Origin of the sequence: Bradyrhizobium sp. RDM12 (genome assembly GCF_051917485.1) — a bacterium.
Taxonomy (GTDB): Bacteria; Pseudomonadota; Alphaproteobacteria; order Rhizobiales; family Xanthobacteraceae; genus Bradyrhizobium.
Window position 1 is genome coordinate 6,859,468 of the sequence record NZ_CM133064.1, and the last position, 16,921, is coordinate 6,876,388.

A 16,921-nucleotide genomic window follows, 5' to 3' on the forward strand; every position below is an offset into this window, starting at 1 on the left:
CTCATAGTGCCGTGAACTCCACCGATTTGGCTCCGGCCTGCCTGAGAAAGCTGCCGGTTTCCGTCTCGTCGAACCTGCCGTCGTCATCGGCGATGCAGAGAAAAAAGCGGTCCTTGCTGGCAAAATGAAACCGCCTGGCATCAAACAGCGGATGATTCAGCCGCGGCAGACCGTTCTGCCACAGCATCGCCGCGATCATCGACAGTGCGGAGAACAGGATCGTCAATTCGAACATCACGACGGCAAACGCCGACAAGGCGTATAGCGGCCGCCCACCGACGTTGATCGGGAAGTCGTAGTTGACATAGCACTGCATCAGCAGCGCGACGCTCGCGCCGGTGACGCCGCCAGCCAGCCCGACCCAGGAGATGTTGGGCTTCGGCAGCCTCAGGATCTGGGCTAGCCCCTCGACCGGAAACGGCGTGAAAGCGTCGAGCCGGCGATACCCAGCCGCGCGTGCTTGCCTTGCCGCCGCCTTGAGCGCCTCGGGGCTGTCGAACTCCGCCAGCAGGCCGTAGCTCCTCTCAGCCATGCTTCGCCTCCTGCTCCTCGTGCAGAAGTTCCTCGGTTTCGAAAATCGAGATCAGTGGAATGACCCGAATGGCAATCAGAAACGGGACGAGGAACAGGCCGATGGTCCCGAAATAGGTCGACCAGTCCCAGAATGTTGGCGTGAAGCTGCTCCACGACGACACCAGGAAGTCGCGATAGAGACTCGTGACCAGGATCATATAGCGCTCCAGCCACATACCCACCGCAACGGAGATCGAGATCAGCATCAGCGACCAGCCGGTTCGCCGCGCGCTGCGCCACCACAAAGCCTGCAGCGGAATGAAGTTGAAGAAGATTGCGCCCCAATAGGTCCAGGCATAGGCGCCGGTCAGCCGATCGGACAGGGTCTGCAGCTCGTGCGCGTCGCCCGAATACAAAGCGTCGAAAACCTCGAAGATGTAGCCGTACGCGGTCATCAGGCCGGTCGCGAGCAGCACCACGCCGAGGAGGTCGAGATGCTCGTCGGTGACGAGATTGTTCAGTCCGAACCAGGAGCGCAGCGAGATCGCGATGATCGAGACCACCGCAAAGCCGGAGAACGCGGCGCCCAACACGAAATAAGGCGGGAAGATCGTGGAATGCCAGCCGGGAATCTGTCCGGCCGCGAACAGCAATGAAACCTCGCTGTGGACAGAGACGACCAGCGGAACGGCCAGTCCCGCCGTCAGCCGATAGGCCTGCGACCAGCGCAGCCAGTGCGCCGCCGAGCCGCGCCAGCCGAGCGACGTAATCCCGAAGAAGATCTGCCAGCTGCGTGTCTTCGCGCGGTCGCGCGCGGCGGCGAGATCAGGAATGAGGCCCGTGTACCAGAAGGCAAGTGAAACCGTGAGATAGGTGAGGACCGCCCAGATGTCCCATTCCAGCGGACTTCGGAACTGCGGCCAAACGCCCATCGTGGCGGGATACGGAAACATCCAGTACAGGTACCAGGGCCGCCCGAGATGCAGCACGGGATAGATCCCCGCGCACACCACCGCAAACAGCGTCATGGTCTCGGCGAACCGGTTGAGCGAATTGCGCCATTCGCTTTGGGTCAGGAGCAAGAGCGCCGATATCAGCGTGCCGGCATGCCCAATGCCGAGCCACCAGACATAATTGTGGATCGCAAAGGCCCAATTGACGGGGATGTTAATGCCCCAGATGCCGACCCCGCGCGTAAACAGCGCGATCACCGAGATCACGAACATCAGCAGCAGCAGCGAAGCAAGGAACATGGCAATCAGCCAGCGCCGCCCGGTCGGAAAATGCAGGGGAATGCCGGTGAGCTGGTCGGAAACTCCGCCGATGCTTTGATCGGCAGGAAGGACATCGGCTGCGCGGTCGGTCATCCCTGCCCTCCGCCATTGTCGCGCCAGCGGGCGAGATAGGTCGTGCGCGGCCGCGTTCCGAGCTCCTCAAGCAGCGTGTAATGACGGCCATCGCGCCGCAGACGCGACACTTCGGAATTGGGATCATTGATGTCGCCGAAGACGATGGCCTTGGTTGGGCACGCGGCCTGGCATGCGGTCACCACCTCGCCGTCGCGCAGTGCGCGGTTTTCCTTGTCGGCGGTGGCGTGCGCGGCCTCGATCCGTTGCGTGCAATAGGTGCACTTCTCCATCACGCCGCGCGAGCGGACGGTGACATCCGGGTTCTGCGCAGCGTGCTCAGGCGCTTCCGGCGGGGTGCGATAGTCGTAGAAGTTGAAACGGCGCACCTTGTAAGGGCAATAGCTGGAGCAGGTCCGCGTGCCGATGCAGCGGTTATAGACCATCTGGTTGACGCCCTCGGGACTGTGCGTCGTTGCATGGACGGGACAACCCATCTCGCAAGGCGCCTGCTCGCAATGCATGCAGGGGACGGGTTGGAAGAAACTGCGCGGCGTCTCCGCCTCGCCGGAATAATAGCGCGCGATACGGAGCCAGTGCATCTCGCGGCCGACCGTCACTTGGTCCTTGCCGACGACTGGAACGTTGTTCTCCGCCGTGCACGCAGCGACGCAGGCATTGCAGCCGATGCAGGAATCGAGGTCGATCACCATGCCCCACGCGTTCTTCGAGGATGGCCAGGGCGGATAAAAGCTCTCTTGCGGTTTCGGCTGCGGCAGTGCCGGCTGGTCCGCGCTGACCTCGCGCACGAAATCGAATCCTTCCATGCGGTGGTGCAACTGGGTCACCGCCAGAGTTTCGCTGCCACCTAGCTTACGGAGACGCCCTTTGGCGAGCCAGGGGCGATCGGCTGGTTGAACGCCGTAGGCGTCGTAGCCAAGGCTATCGCCAACACGTCCCGTCCGCCTGCGGCCGTATCCGAGATACAGCGCGATGGTGTTGTCGGCCTGTCCGGGCATGATCCAGGCGGGCCCCACGACTTTGCGCTCGTCGATCTCGACTTCGACGTGGTCGCCGTTTGCGATATCCATGCGCTTCGCAAAAGCCGGGCTGACGCTCACCACATTGCCCCAGGTCAAGGTCGTCAGTGGCTTTGGCAATTCCTGCAGCCAGCCGACATTAGCGAAGCGGCCATCCCGGACGGTTGGATCCAGCCGAAATACGACATCGAGGCCCTCGGTTGCGATATCGACCGGCGTGCCGCCGCTCATTTTGGGTGCCGCATCGACGAAGGGCGCCGCCCCTGCGATGAAACCGTCGTGGAGCGCCGCCCGCCAGCGAACGTCGAAATCGTCCCCGAATGCCGATTGCCAGGTCGCGCGAACCGCCGCATCAGGCGCCGGATCGATCTCGCCAAGCAGCATCGCCATGACTTGATGGACGTTGCGGACGTCATAAAGGGCGTGATCGTCGGTTGCAGGATTGACGCGGTACCATCGACCGCCCGGGCATCGCTCCAGCTCTCCAGCGGATGCGCCACCGCAAGCTGCCATTCGCAGAGCTCGCCGGTTTCGTCGCGTTGCAGGCCGATATGCAGCGTCGAGGAAACCTGCTTGAGCGCGTCCGCGAAGCCGAGCACGCCGGGCGCCGCATAGGCCGGATTGCAATCGAGAATGATCAGCGACTGAACCGTACCGGCGCGTATATCGCGCACGAGCTCAGCGAGCGTTCCTGCGCTGGCCGGACCTACGATCGGCCGCGTCGCTTTGAGAGCGGCACTCTTCAGGACGTCGTTGATCCGCGCGACCCAGACCGCCGTAGCCGGGTCCCCGCACGCGCTCGACGTCACAAGGGTCCGTTCCGCGGCGGCACGACAGGCTTTTGCGGCGCCGTCGATCCAGCTTTGTTCGGTTGATGTCAGATCCCTGGCTTTGGCTCCGCCGACGCCAAACACGCTGGCGAGTGCCTCGGCAAGCCCGGCCATCCGAGAGGCGTCCGCGATCAGGCGTTCGCCCGCAACCACTCCCGTGGCCGACGGCACGCTTTCGGCGGCATAAAGGGTGATGCCGGGCCGATCCGCAGCCCGACGTCGCGATGCCGCCCAGCCCCGCGCGTTGCGCACCTGATCCGGTCCCGGTCCCAACACATCATCATCGAAGCTGACGACAACGTCACAGGCGTCCAGCACATAATGCAGATCGAGCGCCTGACCATAGGCAGCGGTCGTGAGGGCTGCACGCGCGGTCGTACCCGCGGGCGCGTCAAGATGGATCCGCATTTTTGGGAACTGGCTGCGGAGCGCATCGAGCTGTCGCAACAGGGTCGGCGAACTGGTCGGCCCGAGCAGCATCCGCAACCGCTCGCCCTGATCGCTACCCCATGCCGTCCGGAGGAGGGCAATAGCTGCAGCCACCTCTTTCCAGGTGACGGGCTCGCCATGCCGAGCCGGATTCTGCGCACGATCGGGATCATAGAGCCCAAGCACGGCAGCTTGCATGAACGCATCGCTGCGCCCCTTCGTGACAGGATGCTCCGGATTGCCGTCGAGCTTTGTCGGCCGGCCGGAATGCGTGGTGGCAATGACCGGCTGCGCGTAGCCGTCCAGCAGCACCGCGGTCGCATAAGAACGCGGCTCACCGATCGCCTCCCGTTCGGGCTGGCTTACATAAGGCAGCGCCGTGACGAACGGACTCTTTTCGCATCCGGTCAGTCCCGCGAGCGCGAACGAAGCGCCCATGAGCTTGAGAAACTGACGCCGTGCGGTCGGCGCGAATACGGCAACGGCCGGATATTCCGCATCGACCCAGGCCTCGAAGGCGGGATCACCGGACAACTCTTCCAGGCTGGACCACTGCCGCGGTGCGGTCGGCATGATGCGTTGGGACGGGCGCGTCATCGGTGACACATAGCAATGGGTGAGTTTGCCAAAGCGGATGCCTTCATGCGCCGCAATCGCCTCGCCTACGGTCCGGGCATCTGGCGCCGGCTTCCAGGCCATGTCGGTGATGTGATCCTGCTGACGCAGATGGGGCGTGGGATCGCGGTGACAGTCGAGGCAGAACTCCATGGTGAAGGCCTTGGCCCGATAGGTCAGCGCCATCTCGTCGATGCGGCCGTGGCAACTTTCGCAACCGACGCCCTTGGCGATATGGACGTCGTGACGAAAGAATACGTAATCGGGAAGTTTGGCGACCCGCGTCCATTGGATCGGCTGGTGGTCGGCGAGGCTCCGTCGCACCGGCTCCAGCATCGATGCATTGGTCCAGATCTGGGAATGGCAGGTCATGCAGGTTTCCGTCGGCGGTAGTCCGGCCCGTCGCGAGGTCTCGACGCCGCTATGGCAATAGCGACAGTCGATCCCGAGTTCGCCGGCGTGATGCCGGTGGCTGAAGGGAACCGGCTGCGGCGGCCGAAACGCGGTCGAGGTCACGTAGCTCGATCGCGCAAAGCCGCCGATCCCAACCGTTCCGCCCGCCAGGATAGAAAGCGCCGCAAGCAAGGACAATCGCAGCCAGGTGTCGGCGGCAGGAGAGAATATCTGGGCCATCCCGGCTGACCGATCGTGAGTGTTTTGTCGTGAGTGCTTTGCGACGAACAATCCAGCCGCCCGGGATTCGTTCCTGTTCTGGAACCCCTTTGCTGCTCCGGAATTGTCCGGACGCGCTTGGGAGATCCGGGCCATGAAGGGCACCGCAGGGTTCGACTATGAGCGGGCTGACATCAACCCGGTCGGCATCGGCTGGATTGCGCTGGGGCTTGGATCGTTCGTGATCGCCACGCCGCTGTTGATGCCGGTCATCTTTCCGCAGGCCATGAGCCACCGCACGCCGTCCGCTCCGCCTGCGCTGAGTGCCGACGCCCCACAGCTGGAGATAACGCCACAACGGGATCTGCAACACCTGCGCCGAGGCAATGATGAACTGGCGCAAAGCTACGGCTGGACCGACCGCGGCCACGGCGTCGTTCGCATTCCGATCGCGCGGGCGATGGAGCTGTTGGTGCAGCGGGGTCTACCGGCATGGCCATCGCCGTGACGTCAAACTCTTGATCTAGCCGGACAGTTCAATGTGGCGTCAATGGATTCCCCTTTGGCATCCCGGCATATCGCCCCATGGTGGCGACGTTGATCTTCTCTTTATCGGTCTGCTGGTCGTCAGTTCGCTCGTGCTCGGCCTGTTGTTTTTTTTGCTGGTTCTGTTCTGCGTCCGTTATCGCGCGTCCAACCCGATCGACCGCGGCCCCGAAACCAGCAAGAGCTGGCACTGGGAGGTGAGCTGGACGGCGGCTTCGCTGATCTGCTTTCTCGCCCTGTTCGTCTGGGGCGCGAGCATCTACTTCCAGATCTTCCGAACCCCGCTGGATGAACTGTCGGTGTTCGTCGTCGCCAAGCAGTGGATGTGGAAGGTCCAGCACGCCGGCGGCCAATCCGAGATCAATGCGTTGCATATTCCCGTCAACCGGCCGGTCCGGCTGGTGATGGCCTCGCAGGATGTCATTCACAGCTTCTTCATTCCGGCGCTACGGCTGAAGCACGATGTCGTGCCGGGGCGCTATCAGGATCTGGAGATCACGGCGCAAGTGCCCGGGCATTATCACCTGTTCTGCGCCGAATATTGCGGCACCGAGCATTCCGGCATGACCGGTGAGATCGTGGCAATGGAGGCCGCCGACTATGCCACCTGGCTAGGGAGTCAGACGCCATCGAGCCCCCTCGCACAAGAGGGCGGCGTCCTGTTCCGCGAGCTCGGCTGCAGCGGCTGTCACGGCACGGGCAGCAAGGTCAGGGCGCCGCTACTCGAGGGGGTCTACGGAAACCCGGTGCCGCTTGCCGACGGCAGCGTCGTCACTGCGGATGACAAATATATCCGCGACTCCATCCTGCTGCCCCGCAGCCAGATCGCCGCAGGTTACGACCCGCTGATGCCATCGTTCGAGGGCAAGATCGACGAGGAGCAGTTGCTGAGACTGATCGCCTACATCAAGTCGCTGGGTGGACACGGATCATGACCGACGTCAATTATCTGAACGCCGAATACAGCCTGCGATCGTGGTTTTTCACCACCGACCACAAGCGCATCGCCATCCTGTATTTCGCAAGCCTGATCCTGTTCTTCTTCATTGGCGGCGCCGCGGCAACCGCGATCCGGATCGAGCTGGCGACGCCGCAAGCCGATCTCGTCAGCTCCGACATGTACAATCGACTATTCACCATGCACGGCATCATCATGGTGTGGTTCTTCCTGATCCCTTCGATCCCCAACACGCTCGGCAACTTCATCGTGCCGCTGATGATCGGCGCGCGCGACCTGGCCTTTCCGCGGCTCAATCTGCTGAGCTGGTATCTGTTCATGCTGGGAGGTGCCGTGACGCTGTTTGCGGTTTTGGCAGGCGGGATCGACACTGGCTGGACGTTCTACACGCCCTTCTCGACGCTCTACTCCAACAGCTATGTCGCCGTCGCCGTCACCGGTGTCTTCCTCTCCGGCTTCTCTTCGATCCTGACCGGGCTGAACTTCATCGTCACGATCCATCGCCTGCGCGCACCCGGCCTCACCTGGTATCGATTGCCGCTGTTCATCTGGTCGCTTTACGCCACGTCGATCATTCTCGTCCTCGCCACACCCGTTCTGGCGATGACGCTGGTGCTGATCGCCATCGAGCGGCTGCTCGGCGTCGGCATCTTCGATCCCGCGATCGGTGGCGATCCGCTGCTGTTCCAGCACCTGTTCTGGTTCTACTCCCATCCGGCCGTCTACATCATGATCTTGCCCGGGATGGGCGTGATCAACGAATTGATCTCCTGCTTCTCGCGCAAGGCGGTGTTCGGCTACAAATTCGTGGCCTGGGCGAGCCTCGCCATCGCCGCGGTCGGGTTTTTGGTCTGGGGGCACCACATGTTTGTCAGCGGGCAATCATTGCTGGCAAGCCTCGTTTTCTCGTTCATGAGCTTCGTTGTCGCGGTCCCGTCCGCCATCAAGGTGTTCAATTGGACTGCGACACTGCACAAGGGTTCGATCCATTTCGACGCGCCGATGCTGTATGCGTTGGGCTTCATCGGACTATTCACGACCGGCGGCCTCACCGGCCTGTTTCTGGCCTGCCTCGCCTACGACGTCCATGCCACCGACACCTATTTCGTCGTGGCCCATTTTCACTACATCATGGTCGGCGGCATGGTGACCGCTTATTTCGGCGGACTGCATTACTGGTGGCCGAAGATCACCGGCAGGCTCTATTCCGAATACTGGGCACGCACCGCGGCCGTTCTGATCTTCTTCGGCTTCAACCTGACGTTCTTTCCGCAGTTCGTGCTCGGAGCCGAGGGCATGCCGCGCCGCTATCACGTCTATCCGCCCGAATTCCAGGTCTGGAATGTCCTCTCGTCGGGAGGGGCTACGATTCTCGCCGTCGCCTATTTATTGCCGCTGTTCTATCTCGGCTATTCACTATTTTTCGGCGCCCGCGCGCCGGCCAATCCCTGGAACGCGCCGGGGCTGGAATGGCAAACGCCGTCGCCGCCGCCCGAGCATAATTTCGACCACCAACCGGTCGTCACGCGGCCGCCATATCAGTACTCGCCCGATTTCAAAGCCGAGCCGCAAAATGCCTGAAACCAGGGCCTTCGCACCACAATTCGTCTCCGGTCAGCATCGCGACGAAGCGGCCGAGCTCGGCATGTGGGTGTTCATTGCCACCGAGGTGCTGCTGTTCGGCGCGCTCATTCTCGGCTATTTCGTCTATCGGCATCTCAACCCCGCCGGCTTCGCCGCCGCGAGCGGCCGGACCGATCTCGTCATCGGGACTGCGAATACCGCAATCTTGCTGACGTCCAGCTTTGCCGTCGCCTGGGCCGTCGAGGCCTTCTCGGCAGAGACGCGAAAATTCTGCGCGACACTACTCGCCTGCGCCATCGGACTCGGAATTGCGTTTCTCGTCCTCAAGGGCTTCGAGTACAGGAGCGAGTATCGCGAGCATCTCGTTCCAGGCATCGATTTCAAGTTTGATAGTGTTCACGCCGACGGCGCTCGGTTGTTCTTCCTGTTCTATTTCGTCGCGACCGGGCTTCATGCGCTTCATATGATGATTGGCATCGGCGTGCTGGGGGTCATGGCGCTACTCATCAATCGGACACCGTCGACCCGGCATCGGACCGCCTTGCACAGCGCCGCAATCTACTGGCACTTCGTCGATGTCGTCTGGATCTTCCTGTTTGCCTTGATCTACCTGCCGGGGCGAGCAGCATGACGAAGTGGCGCCCTCCTCTTCATCTCGTCGGAGCATGGCTCGCACTCCTTGCGCTGCTTGCGCTGACCGTGAGCCTCGCCCATCTGCCGCTTGGCGCTTTCAACGCGGTCATTGCCATGTCGATCGGTGCTGTCAAAGCGGCGATTGTCGCAGCGATCTTCATGGAGCTTCGTCACCGCAACGCCACAACTCTCACCTTTGCCGGCGCCGGCTTGTTTTGGCTTGGTATCCTGCTCTGGCTCGGGATGATGGATTTCCTGACGCGCACCTGACGGTCAATTGATCCGCGCAGTCTGGGCCGTGCGCTCGTTCTTGACCTGAGTTTCACTGACAGCTGGCGCCTTGCCGAAATGATCGCGAACATAGGTCGCGACCGCGGCGATCTGGGCATCGTTTAGCTGCCACCCAAAGGCTGGCATTGCCGGCGCCGTGGGTTCGCGATCTGTCGCGGCCGTCTGCGCGCCCTGGAGGAGGACTCGAATGACACTCGTCGGATCGGCCGCTTTGACGGTAGCGGCCTCCGCAAGATCTCGGGAACATATTGGGGACCCCATGACCGTCATGGCGATGGCAGGCCGCGCAGAGATCCTGGTAAATGGCACCGCCGGCCGCAAGCACGCCTTGATCGGCAACGGGTGAACCTTCTGCTGGCGTTCCCGAGACGTCTTTCAGATACGTGGCCATTGCCTTGATATCGCTGTCGGTCAATTTTGAAGTCGAGAGCTCGATCACCTCGCCCATTAGTCCAGCGGCCGCGGCGTAAGCGTTGTGGCCGGATTTGAGGTAGGTCGCAATTTCATCGGCCGACCAGTCGCGCAGGGCGCCCTGTCCGCTGGTGATGTCGGGTGCGGTCCAGCCTTGCAGCGTATAGCCCCGAAGAAATTCAGACGTTTTGTCGCCGCCAAGAAACGTCTTCGGCGTGTGGCACGCCCCACAATGTGCGGGTCCCTGCACGAGATAGGCTCCGCGATTCCATTCTGCCGGCTTGGAAGCATCGGGGCGGAACTCGCCGGGCGTAAAATAGAGCGCATCCCAAGCGATCATCGCGGTTCGCAGATTCAGCGGGAACGGCAGGCGGTTCACCACGACCGCGTTATTCGCTGGCTCGATTGTGTTGAGATAGGCGCGAATGTCGCTGACGTCTTGGCGTGACATCCGGCTGTAATAGGGAAACGGCATCGCCGGATAAAGCCGTGCACCGTTGCGGCTGCGGCCCTGCCGTACCGCCGCATCGAACTGCTCATCGGTCCAGCTGCCGATTCCGGTTTGTTGATCCGGTGTAATGTTGGGGGCGGCAAGATATCCGAACGGTGTTTCGATGGCACGACCGCCGGCGAACGGATGGTCATTGCCAGGCAACGTGTGGCAGCTGCCGCAATCGGCGGCGGCGACGAGGTAGCGGCCCCGCTCGACGGCCGCAAAATCCTGCAGGCCGGCGGCACGACAGACGTTCATTACGACGCCAAGCACGCCAAGCACCACCGCGATGGTTTGCATCCTAACCATCGATCAACCGGCCCGGGTTCTTGAGATATTTGTTCCGGATAGAATCTGCGGCCCAGTAAGCCAGCGCCGCGACCGTGCCAGTCGGATTGTAACCGGGGTTCTGCGGAAAGGCGCTGGCGCCGGTCACGAACAGGTTCGGGACATCCCAACTCTGCAGATAGCGATTGAGCGCACTGGTCGACGGATCGGTGCCCATGATGGCGCCGCCACACAGATGCGTGGTCTGATATTTTGTAATGTCATAAGGTGCCTTGCGGTATTCCTTGACGACCTGTCTCGCCCCCATGGCCTGGAAGATTTCGGCGAACTTGTCGGTGAGGAATTTGTTCTGCTTGATCTCGTTGTCATGGAAATCCATTGTGATGCGCACGAGGGGCCGACCGAAGCGGTCCTTGTAGGACGCATCGAGATCCAGGTAGACGTCGCGATAGCTGTACATGCTGCCGTGGACGCCGGTGCCGGGCTTCAACGCACTCTGGTAGTTGTCCTTGACCGCCTTCTTCCATTGCGCGCCCCAGCGCGGGGTTCCGGGCGGCACAGGGGCAGTCTCGATCGGCCGGCCGTTGGTCTGAACCTGTCCCATGTAACCGCCACCGACAAATCCATGCGGACCATGATCGAAATTGTCGCCGTTGAACTCGTCGATGCACATTCCGATCGCGCCGGACGCGATGAACGGATTGAAGACGAATTTGGCGGGATCGAAAAAGCTCACGACATCGGAGATCGTCTGGTGCGTGAAATTGCGACCGACGACGCCGGAATTCGCATTGGGATCATAGGGCTTGCCGATCCCCGACAACAGCAGAAGCTGAACATTGAAGATCGTATAGGCCGACAGGATGACGAGTTCGGCGGGTTGCTCCCACTCATTGCCGTCCGTATCGACGAAGGTGACGCCAGTCGCACGCTTGCCCGATGCGTCGAGATTGATCCGCGTCACCTCGCTGTTGTCACAGGCCGAGAAGTTCGGCTTGCGCAGCAGCGCAGGCAGGATCGTGGTTTGCGGCGTCGCCTTGGAGTAGTTGCCGCACCCAAACCATTCGCAGAAGCCGCAATAGGTGCAGGGTCCGAGGCGAACGCCTAGCGGATTCCGGTAGGCGCGCGACATGTTTCCGGATGGTTGGGGAAACGGCTTGTAGCCGAGGTCGCGCGCGGCTTTTGCAAACAAAGTGGCCCCGAACGGCTGCTCCTGCGGAGGATTTGGATAGGCGCGAGAACGCGGCCCCTCGAACGGATTGCCGCCGTCGAGAATCTGCCCCTTGACGTTGCCCGCTTGCCCCGACGTACCGCAGAGATATTCGAACCGATCGTAATGCGGCTCGAGATCGTCGTAGGTGACACCCCAATCCTGGATGGTCATGTCGCCCGGAAGGAAGCCCGCGCCGTAGCGCTCGGTCAGGTGCGTGCGCGCGACGAAATCCGAGGGGAGGAAGCGCCAGGTCTCGGCATTCCAGTGCACCCCACCGCCCCCAACGCCATTTGGAGGCATGAATGCGCCCCAGGAGCGGATCGGCAGCGCCGTCTGGTTCATCTTGTTGCGAAACGCAAACGTCGTCTGCTCCGGGCGGAGGAACAGCTCGTGCCGAATCCGATAGCGCAGCTCGTCGGCGGCATAGCCCGGCGGATGATCCGTGGCCGTGCTGCGCCACGGCCCGCGCTCGATCGCCGTCACGGCGAGACCGGCCTCGGCGAGTTCATACGCCATGATGGATCCGGTCCATCCCAGCCCGATGATCACGACGTCCGTGGCCGGCAGTTTTCGCGGCATGGCGACACTCAGGATTTGTGCGGCGTCCAGTCTGCACGCCCGGGGATGCTGACTGGCGGATGAGGATAGCGTTCGTTGTGACGGCCAACCCAATCGCGGTAATCATAACGGATGCCGGGAAACCCGATCATCTTCCACCCGACCATGTCGCGATTGCCGCCGTGAATGGGATCGGAGAAGAACCCCTCGGGGATATCCTTCAACAGGGCATCGAAGAAGCCCTGCGCGTCGACGCCGTCGAACTTGATCTCTCCCGCTTCGAGCTTCTTCAGCGTGTCGTCCTGCTGGTCGGCCGAGAGCTGGTCGAAGGCTTGCCCCAGGGACACCTTGCAGTACTGGTCGAGCCCGGCAAGGCCCTTCCGATAGAGCTCTGCCGGCGTGACCTCCGATTGCGGTCCCTGCTCTTTCGTACCCTTGAGGTACGGTCCAAGCCGATACAGTCCCGCGGCCGAGCCGTAGGGTCCCTTCAATTGCCGATCGATGAATACGGCACAACCGGCGTCCTTGCCGCCTGGCGTATCGGAATCTGGCGGAATAATGCGATCGGCCAAGGCTTCGATGACCCGCACCTCGTCTGCCGTGAAGAACTGCCAAGGGCCTGGCCGCGCATCTTGCGGAGCCGAGGAGGGAAAGGGCGACCACGGCATATGATCACGAACGACGGAAGCACGAGTCAGCGATGTCGAGCCCGCAAACCAGAAAGCGGCCGAGATCAGCAATGAACGACGATTGACCATGACAGCGCCCGATGACGCCTGTGAACGCAAACGGAAGCGGGTTGGTTCCTGGAAATGGACCAATCCTGCCACGGTCGCTCGGCCGCTGGGCGTCCGGCGACGAGACGCCTGACACCCGGATTAGGCTTTTAGCTGCTCCGGATTTGTCGGCTTTTCCTCGGCATCCACGACCGCTTCGACCAAAGCGGCTTTGCTCGAATCCAGCGCAGCTCGAATAGCCGGCTGGATCTCGTCTGGCGTCACGCAGCGGAACGCATCGGCACCACAGGCTTTCGCAAAGCTCACGAAATCAATCGGTGCCAGCCCGCAGCCGAACTCCGGATTCCCGATCTCGCGCTGCTCGAACATGACCTCGGCGAGACTGTTATTCTTGAGCAGGATAATCTTGACCGGAAGACCTTGCGCGACTGCCGTCGAGAGTTCGGCCATTAGCATGGCAAAGCCGCCATCGCCGACGACAGCCACCGACTGCCGCTTCGGCCATGCCAGTTGTGCCGCAATTGCGAATGGCAGGCCTGGCGCCATGCTGGCCAGCATGCCGGTGCCCGTCACGCGCTGGTTTTCGCGAAGGCGAAGACAACGCGCCGCAAAATGGGCGCTGGCGCCGCAGTCGAGTGAGATGACGGCATCGTCCGCCAAGAGGTCACTCAATGCGCGCACCACCATCTGCGGACGCAGAGGCACGCGCCGGTCTGCCTCAATCTTCTCGAGCATGCCGTTCCAGTCGGACATGCGCTGCTGCGCCTCGATCAGGAACGACCGGTCACCGTTGCGCCGCAACAACGGCAACATGGCTCCGAGGCTGGCCTTGACGTCCGCCACGAGCCCGACCTCCACCGGATAGCGCAGGCCGATGCGGTCGGCCTTGAGATCGATCTGGATCCCGCGCGCCTGTCCCGGACGCGAGTAGTATTCCTCCCACGGCATGGTCGACCCGAGGATCAGCACGGTATCGCAATTCTTCATTGCCCAGGATGACGGTGCTGTGCCCGAGCCAGTTTGCCTTGTTCGAAACCGCCCACGTGAAGGGGTTCCCTTCTCCGTCGAACGAGGGCCCGGACACTCCGCACGTTCAGATGCTGATGAGCGCGATACCGAGATCGCTGCGCTTCTTGCGACGAAGGTGCAGCGCGGTCTCGATGATCGTCACCTCCAGCGTCGGCTGAACTGTTCCCGACAGGAAATGACCGCCGCGGAGTGTGCCGTCCTTCAGGCCGAGGACTGCATGCACATGCAGACTGGCCTTGCCGTCATCACCTTGCGCCACGTCACCGAGCAGGCTTAGAACCTCGCATTGTTCTTTTACTTCGATCGGCTTGTACGCTTTCGCGGCGAAATCAAACCAGCCGACCTTGGCTGCCGAGAATGCACCAATTGCCGATACCGAAGCGCCCGCGATCCGCTCGCGATCTGCGAATTTCGTGATGGATTCAAATGCCTCCTCGCCTTGATCGAGGATCAGGACGAAAGTCCGTTCTGCACCGTCATTGATCGACTTCGATTTCATCGGACAATCCCGTGACTTGGTATGGTCGCCGCGGTGTGACGACTCTCGCCCTTCTTTCTGGTCGCAGGCGGGACCTTCACGAGTCCCTCACCGCTGAAGCGGGACGGCCGTTTGCAAGTTCAGATGGCTCATCCGGTGTGGCCGGGGTCAACGTCCTTGGGCGTTTTCTTCGCTCGTTGCGGTGTCATTTTGGCGGGACTTTCCCTGCCCGGCACGCCACGGGGTCCGAGCTGCTCGCGCTGGATGTCCTCTTCGGAGAGTTCTGGCTCGCGGCCATTGATTGGATCTTTATCCACGCACCCGCTCCTCAGGTTCGAATTGTGTTCCTATCGATCGCGAATGGTCTCGTCAGGCGCCATCTTCCGCCGCCTCGACGTGTCATGGTCATTCACACGCAATCTGCCAGGCATTGGGGCTGGGCGCATCACAAGGAGACAACTCATTTTCGTGGAACGCTCGGTCGGCATGATCGTTCCTCGTAACCCGTGAGAGGCGCCAGCGACAAGAAATAACGAGGGCCACGGAGTTGCGAAGACCGAGCCGGATCATATGCCTCCGCAGGAGCTGCGAAGGAACCCCGACGCGGATAAAGGAGAGACCAATGAAGTCGATTATCGCTTGCGCCGCCTTTCTGCTGTGCGGGGTCGCCTTCGCCCAAAATACCGGTCCCGCGCCTCAAACCGGCATGGAGAAGCCAGCCATGACCAACGGCGCGAAGCAAGACGGCAAGATGGACACCACGGGCATGAGCGCCGCCAAGGCGAATGTGAAGCGGGACCGCGACGGCGCACCGGGCCAGCCCGGCGTGAAGAAGTGAGATCCGGAAGAGGCGAAGCACGGCGGTACCGCTCCGCGCACGCGTTCGATCAGCGGGCCGACGCTGCCGCTATCGCCGTTCGATCAGCTGCGCAATCTCCCAGACATGACCTGAAGGGTCGGCAAAGGACGCGGTTCGCCGCCCCCACGGGCGGTCGACCGGTCCGTTGAGGAGATCCACGCCAGTCTCGCAAAGGGCCGAACACGCCTTGTCGACGTCAGCGACCCTGATCGTCAACAATGCGCGCGTCCCTGCTGAGGGCTGCGCGACAGGCAACGGCTCAACCAGCGGAGGCGCCTGAGACACGTCGAGAAGATTGATCAGGAGCCCGCCAAATCTAAGCACGGATGAGACTGCATCTTCCCAGACGATTTCAGGTGCGAAGACCCTTGCGTAGAAGGCTCTCGACGACACAATGTCGTCGACGAACAAGGTAATGACCTCAACCTCGTTCGGCAGACCAATGCTCATGTCGCTGCTCCCTCCGGTTGCGACGCCGGCTTGCGTCACGAGACAAGCCGCAGGCTACAACATCTCACGAAGTGACGACATGGCGCAATTGCACCGAGGCACAAGAGTGCGTATGTGCATGGCGACAGACAGGTCCGATTGCGCATGGCTTGACAACATCGCGAGCGATCCGATCTTGAGTGGAGATCAGGGAGCTCACTCATGAAAATCCTCAACATCCTTACCCGGCGCTGCCTGCCGCTCGAAGAACTTGATTCGGCTGTCTCGTCTTACGAAACGCTGATCGGCCAGAAAGCGCGCCTTCGCTTTGATTATCCCGAGTACGACCTGAGACTGGCGCAGGTCGCATCGATCCTGCTCATCGCCGGCACCGAGCAGAGCCTGAAGCGGTTCACCGCGACCCACATGACGTTCATGGTGGAGGACATCGAGGCTTTTGCCGCGCATCTTCCGACGGTCGGCGCAACGATCCTGGAAGCGCCGAAGCCGGTCCCGACCGGCCGCAACATGCTGGTGCGGCATCCGGACCAGACGCTGGTTGAATATGTCGAGCATAACGACAAGCATCCAGCCGATGTGCTGTCATCGGCCTCTCGCTGATCCGGCTGCGGATATTTCTTGCCGCGGCGGCCCTCAAACCACTCTGCCCGCGATTGGCGCAATTGGAATGCGTAGCGATCGGCGACATAGCGCAGAATTCGCTGCGGGGAATCGAAGAGGCGACGGCCGTTGGCGACGTCGGCATCCACTGGCACCGATTGGCTCTCGTCGATGACCAGAACCGGAGGCGATTAATGCTGCTCGCCCGGGATCTCGACAAGCGCCGTCGAGGGTGGTCGCACCGGAGTCGCTGAATGCTTTCGTCGATCTCGTGGTGCCGGAGCTGCAATCCCGTGGCGTCTACAAGACGGCTTACCGTGACGGTACACTTCGCGAAAAGCTGTTCCCCGGGGCGCGGTCCGCGGTTGCACGGCACGCACCCCCGCGGCGAATTTTCGGAGTTTGCCT

At 61.9% G+C, this 16,921-nt stretch carries 18 protein-coding genes and 2 pseudogenes; 7 read left to right on the top strand and 13 right to left on the bottom strand.

Annotated features, from left to right (window positions below):
* Window position 1 precedes the first annotated feature (1 nt).
* From ACTGJ9_RS33455 to ACTGJ9_RS33475, 5 genes and pseudogenes are all read right to left on the bottom strand, one after another.
* Window positions 2–532: a DUF3341 domain-containing protein gene (locus tag ACTGJ9_RS33455; protein ID WP_456674519.1), complete on the bottom strand. Its 531-nt coding sequence runs from the start codon at window positions 530–532 to the stop codon at window positions 2–4.
* Entirely contained in the window at window positions 525–1,880 is a 1,356-nt protein-coding gene (nrfD, locus tag ACTGJ9_RS33460) for an NrfD/PsrC family molybdoenzyme membrane anchor subunit (protein WP_456674520.1), read from the bottom strand. Before nrfD ends, ACTGJ9_RS33455 begins: the two co-directional genes overlap by 8 nt.
* Window positions 1,877–3,130: a 4Fe-4S dicluster domain-containing protein gene (locus tag ACTGJ9_RS33465; RefSeq protein WP_456674521.1), complete on the bottom strand. Its 1,254-nt coding sequence runs from the start codon at window positions 3,128–3,130 to the stop codon at window positions 1,877–1,879. Before ACTGJ9_RS33465 ends, nrfD begins: the two co-directional genes overlap by 4 nt.
* Window positions 3,127–4,755, bottom strand: a complete 1,629-nt coding sequence (locus tag ACTGJ9_RS33470) for a TAT-variant-translocated molybdopterin oxidoreductase (RefSeq protein WP_456674522.1) — start codon at window positions 4,753–4,755, stop codon at window positions 3,127–3,129. Before ACTGJ9_RS33470 ends, ACTGJ9_RS33465 begins: the two co-directional genes overlap by 4 nt.
* Window positions 4,752–5,406, bottom strand: a pseudogene (locus ACTGJ9_RS33475) (cytochrome c3 family protein). Before ACTGJ9_RS33475 ends, ACTGJ9_RS33470 begins: the two are co-directional and overlap by 4 nt.
* 133 nt (window positions 5,407–5,539) lie before the next feature.
* Here ACTGJ9_RS33475 and ACTGJ9_RS33480 point away from each other — a divergent pair.
* From ACTGJ9_RS33480 to ACTGJ9_RS33500, 5 genes are read left to right on the top strand one after another with little or no spacing between them, the layout of a single operon-like run.
* A complete protein-coding gene (locus ACTGJ9_RS33480) occupies window positions 5,540–5,893 on the top strand; it encodes a hypothetical protein (protein WP_456674523.1) in 354 nt (117 codons plus the stop codon).
* 31 nt (window positions 5,894–5,924) lie between these two features.
* Window positions 5,925–6,866 carry a cytochrome c oxidase subunit II gene (gene coxB / locus ACTGJ9_RS33485; RefSeq protein ID WP_456674524.1) on the top strand — a complete coding sequence of 314 codons (942 nt, stop codon included), beginning with the start codon at window positions 5,925–5,927 and terminating at the stop codon, window positions 6,864–6,866.
* Complete coding sequence (ctaD, locus tag ACTGJ9_RS33490; protein WP_456674525.1) at window positions 6,863–8,470, top strand: cytochrome c oxidase subunit I; 1,608 nt, start codon at window positions 6,863–6,865, stop codon at window positions 8,468–8,470. The genes coxB and ctaD overlap by 4 nt, the downstream gene beginning before the upstream one ends.
* Window positions 8,463–9,104, top strand: a complete 642-nt coding sequence (locus tag ACTGJ9_RS33495; protein ID WP_456674526.1) for a cytochrome c oxidase subunit 3 — start codon at window positions 8,463–8,465, stop codon at window positions 9,102–9,104. The genes ctaD and ACTGJ9_RS33495 overlap by 8 nt, the downstream gene beginning before the upstream one ends.
* The gene (locus ACTGJ9_RS33500) at window positions 9,101–9,376 is read left to right on the top strand and encodes a cytochrome C oxidase subunit IV family protein (RefSeq protein WP_456674527.1); all 276 of its coding nucleotides are present in this window, start codon (window positions 9,101–9,103) and stop codon (window positions 9,374–9,376) included. The genes ACTGJ9_RS33495 and ACTGJ9_RS33500 overlap by 4 nt, the downstream gene beginning before the upstream one ends.
* Window positions 9,377–9,379: 3 nt before the next feature.
* Here ACTGJ9_RS33500 and ACTGJ9_RS33505 read toward each other — a convergent pair whose 3' ends face one another.
* The 7 genes and pseudogenes from ACTGJ9_RS33505 to ACTGJ9_RS33535 all read right to left on the bottom strand — a co-directional run bounded on the left by ACTGJ9_RS33505 (window position 9,380) and on the right by ACTGJ9_RS33535 (window position 14,921).
* Window positions 9,380–9,667 (bottom strand): c-type cytochrome, encoded by a 288-nt coding sequence (locus tag ACTGJ9_RS33505; RefSeq protein ID WP_456678712.1) that lies wholly within the window; start codon window positions 9,665–9,667, stop codon window positions 9,380–9,382.
* Between the two features lie 157 nt (window positions 9,668–9,824).
* Window positions 9,825–10,610: pseudogene (locus ACTGJ9_RS33510) on the bottom strand (c-type cytochrome); the annotation flags it as partial.
* Window positions 10,603–12,381, bottom strand: coding sequence for a GMC family oxidoreductase (locus ACTGJ9_RS33515; RefSeq protein ID WP_456674528.1), 1,779 nt, complete (start codon window positions 12,379–12,381; stop codon window positions 10,603–10,605). The pseudogene ACTGJ9_RS33510 and the gene ACTGJ9_RS33515, both read right to left, overlap by 8 nt.
* A gap of 8 nt (window positions 12,382–12,389) precedes the next feature.
* Entirely contained in the window at window positions 12,390–13,118 is a 729-nt protein-coding gene (locus ACTGJ9_RS33520) for a gluconate 2-dehydrogenase subunit 3 family protein (RefSeq protein WP_456674529.1), read from the bottom strand.
* A gap of 120 nt (window positions 13,119–13,238) precedes the next feature.
* Entirely contained in the window at window positions 13,239–14,066 is an 828-nt protein-coding gene (locus tag ACTGJ9_RS33525) for a thiamine pyrophosphate-dependent enzyme (RefSeq protein ID WP_456674530.1), read from the bottom strand.
* A 124-nt stretch (window positions 14,067–14,190) separates the two neighbouring features.
* Window positions 14,191–14,625, bottom strand: a complete 435-nt coding sequence (locus ACTGJ9_RS33530) for a PPC domain-containing DNA-binding protein (RefSeq protein WP_456674531.1) — start codon at window positions 14,623–14,625, stop codon at window positions 14,191–14,193.
* A 128-nt stretch (window positions 14,626–14,753) separates the two neighbouring features.
* Entirely contained in the window at window positions 14,754–14,921 is a 168-nt protein-coding gene (locus ACTGJ9_RS33535) for a hypothetical protein (protein ID WP_456674532.1), read from the bottom strand.
* A 305-nt stretch (window positions 14,922–15,226) separates the two neighbouring features.
* Here ACTGJ9_RS33535 and ACTGJ9_RS33540 point away from each other — a divergent pair, with 305 nt between their 5' ends.
* The gene (locus ACTGJ9_RS33540) at window positions 15,227–15,442 is read left to right on the top strand and encodes a hypothetical protein (RefSeq protein WP_456674533.1); all 216 of its coding nucleotides are present in this window, start codon (window positions 15,227–15,229) and stop codon (window positions 15,440–15,442) included.
* A 69-nt stretch (window positions 15,443–15,511) separates the two neighbouring features.
* Here ACTGJ9_RS33540 and ACTGJ9_RS33545 read toward each other — a convergent pair whose 3' ends face one another.
* Window positions 15,512–15,913 (bottom strand): VOC family protein, encoded by a 402-nt coding sequence (locus ACTGJ9_RS33545; RefSeq protein ID WP_456674534.1) that lies wholly within the window; start codon window positions 15,911–15,913, stop codon window positions 15,512–15,514.
* A 201-nt stretch (window positions 15,914–16,114) separates the two neighbouring features.
* On the opposite strand from ACTGJ9_RS33545, the gene ACTGJ9_RS33550 reads away from it, so the two are divergent.
* Window positions 16,115–16,513, top strand: coding sequence for a VOC family protein (locus ACTGJ9_RS33550; RefSeq protein WP_456674535.1), 399 nt, complete (start codon window positions 16,115–16,117; stop codon window positions 16,511–16,513).
* The last annotated feature ends 408 nt before the right edge of the window (window positions 16,514–16,921 follow it).

Excerpts from the sequence above, each read along its gene's own strand:
- ACTGJ9_RS33455 (WP_456674519.1), bottom strand. The coding sequence starts at position 532 with ATGGCTGAGAGGAGCTACGGCCTGCTGGCGGAGTTCGACAGCCCCGAG.
- nrfD (WP_456674520.1), bottom strand. The coding sequence starts at position 1,880 with ATGACCGACCGCGCAGCCGATGTCCTTCCTGCCGATCAAAGCATCGGC.
- ACTGJ9_RS33465 (WP_456674521.1), bottom strand. The coding sequence starts at position 3,130 with ATGAGCGGCGGCACGCCGGTCGATATCGCAACCGAGGGCCTCGATGTC.
- ACTGJ9_RS33470 (WP_456674522.1), bottom strand. The coding sequence starts at position 4,755 with ATGACGCGCCCGTCCCAACGCATCATGCCGACCGCACCGCGGCAGTGG.
- ACTGJ9_RS33480 (WP_456674523.1), top strand. The coding sequence starts at position 5,540 with ATGAAGGGCACCGCAGGGTTCGACTATGAGCGGGCTGACATCAACCCG.
- coxB (WP_456674524.1), top strand. The coding sequence starts at position 5,925 with ATGTGGCGTCAATGGATTCCCCTTTGGCATCCCGGCATATCGCCCCAT.
- ctaD (WP_456674525.1), top strand. The coding sequence starts at position 6,863 with ATGACCGACGTCAATTATCTGAACGCCGAATACAGCCTGCGATCGTGG.
- ACTGJ9_RS33495 (WP_456674526.1), top strand. The coding sequence starts at position 8,463 with ATGCCTGAAACCAGGGCCTTCGCACCACAATTCGTCTCCGGTCAGCAT.
- ACTGJ9_RS33500 (WP_456674527.1), top strand. The coding sequence starts at position 9,101 with ATGACGAAGTGGCGCCCTCCTCTTCATCTCGTCGGAGCATGGCTCGCA.
- ACTGJ9_RS33505 (WP_456678712.1), bottom strand. The coding sequence starts at position 9,667 with ATGACGGTCATGGGGTCCCCAATATGTTCCCGAGATCTTGCGGAGGCC.
- ACTGJ9_RS33515 (WP_456674528.1), bottom strand. The coding sequence starts at position 12,381 with ATGCCGCGAAAACTGCCGGCCACGGACGTCGTGATCATCGGGCTGGGA.
- ACTGJ9_RS33520 (WP_456674529.1), bottom strand. The coding sequence starts at position 13,118 with ATGGTCAATCGTCGTTCATTGCTGATCTCGGCCGCTTTCTGGTTTGCG.
- ACTGJ9_RS33530 (WP_456674531.1), bottom strand. The coding sequence starts at position 14,625 with ATGAAATCGAAGTCGATCAATGACGGTGCAGAACGGACTTTCGTCCTG.
- ACTGJ9_RS33540 (WP_456674533.1), top strand. The coding sequence starts at position 15,227 with ATGAAGTCGATTATCGCTTGCGCCGCCTTTCTGCTGTGCGGGGTCGCC.
- ACTGJ9_RS33545 (WP_456674534.1), bottom strand. The coding sequence starts at position 15,913 with ATGAGCATTGGTCTGCCGAACGAGGTTGAGGTCATTACCTTGTTCGTC.
- ACTGJ9_RS33550 (WP_456674535.1), top strand. The coding sequence starts at position 16,115 with ATGAAAATCCTCAACATCCTTACCCGGCGCTGCCTGCCGCTCGAAGAA.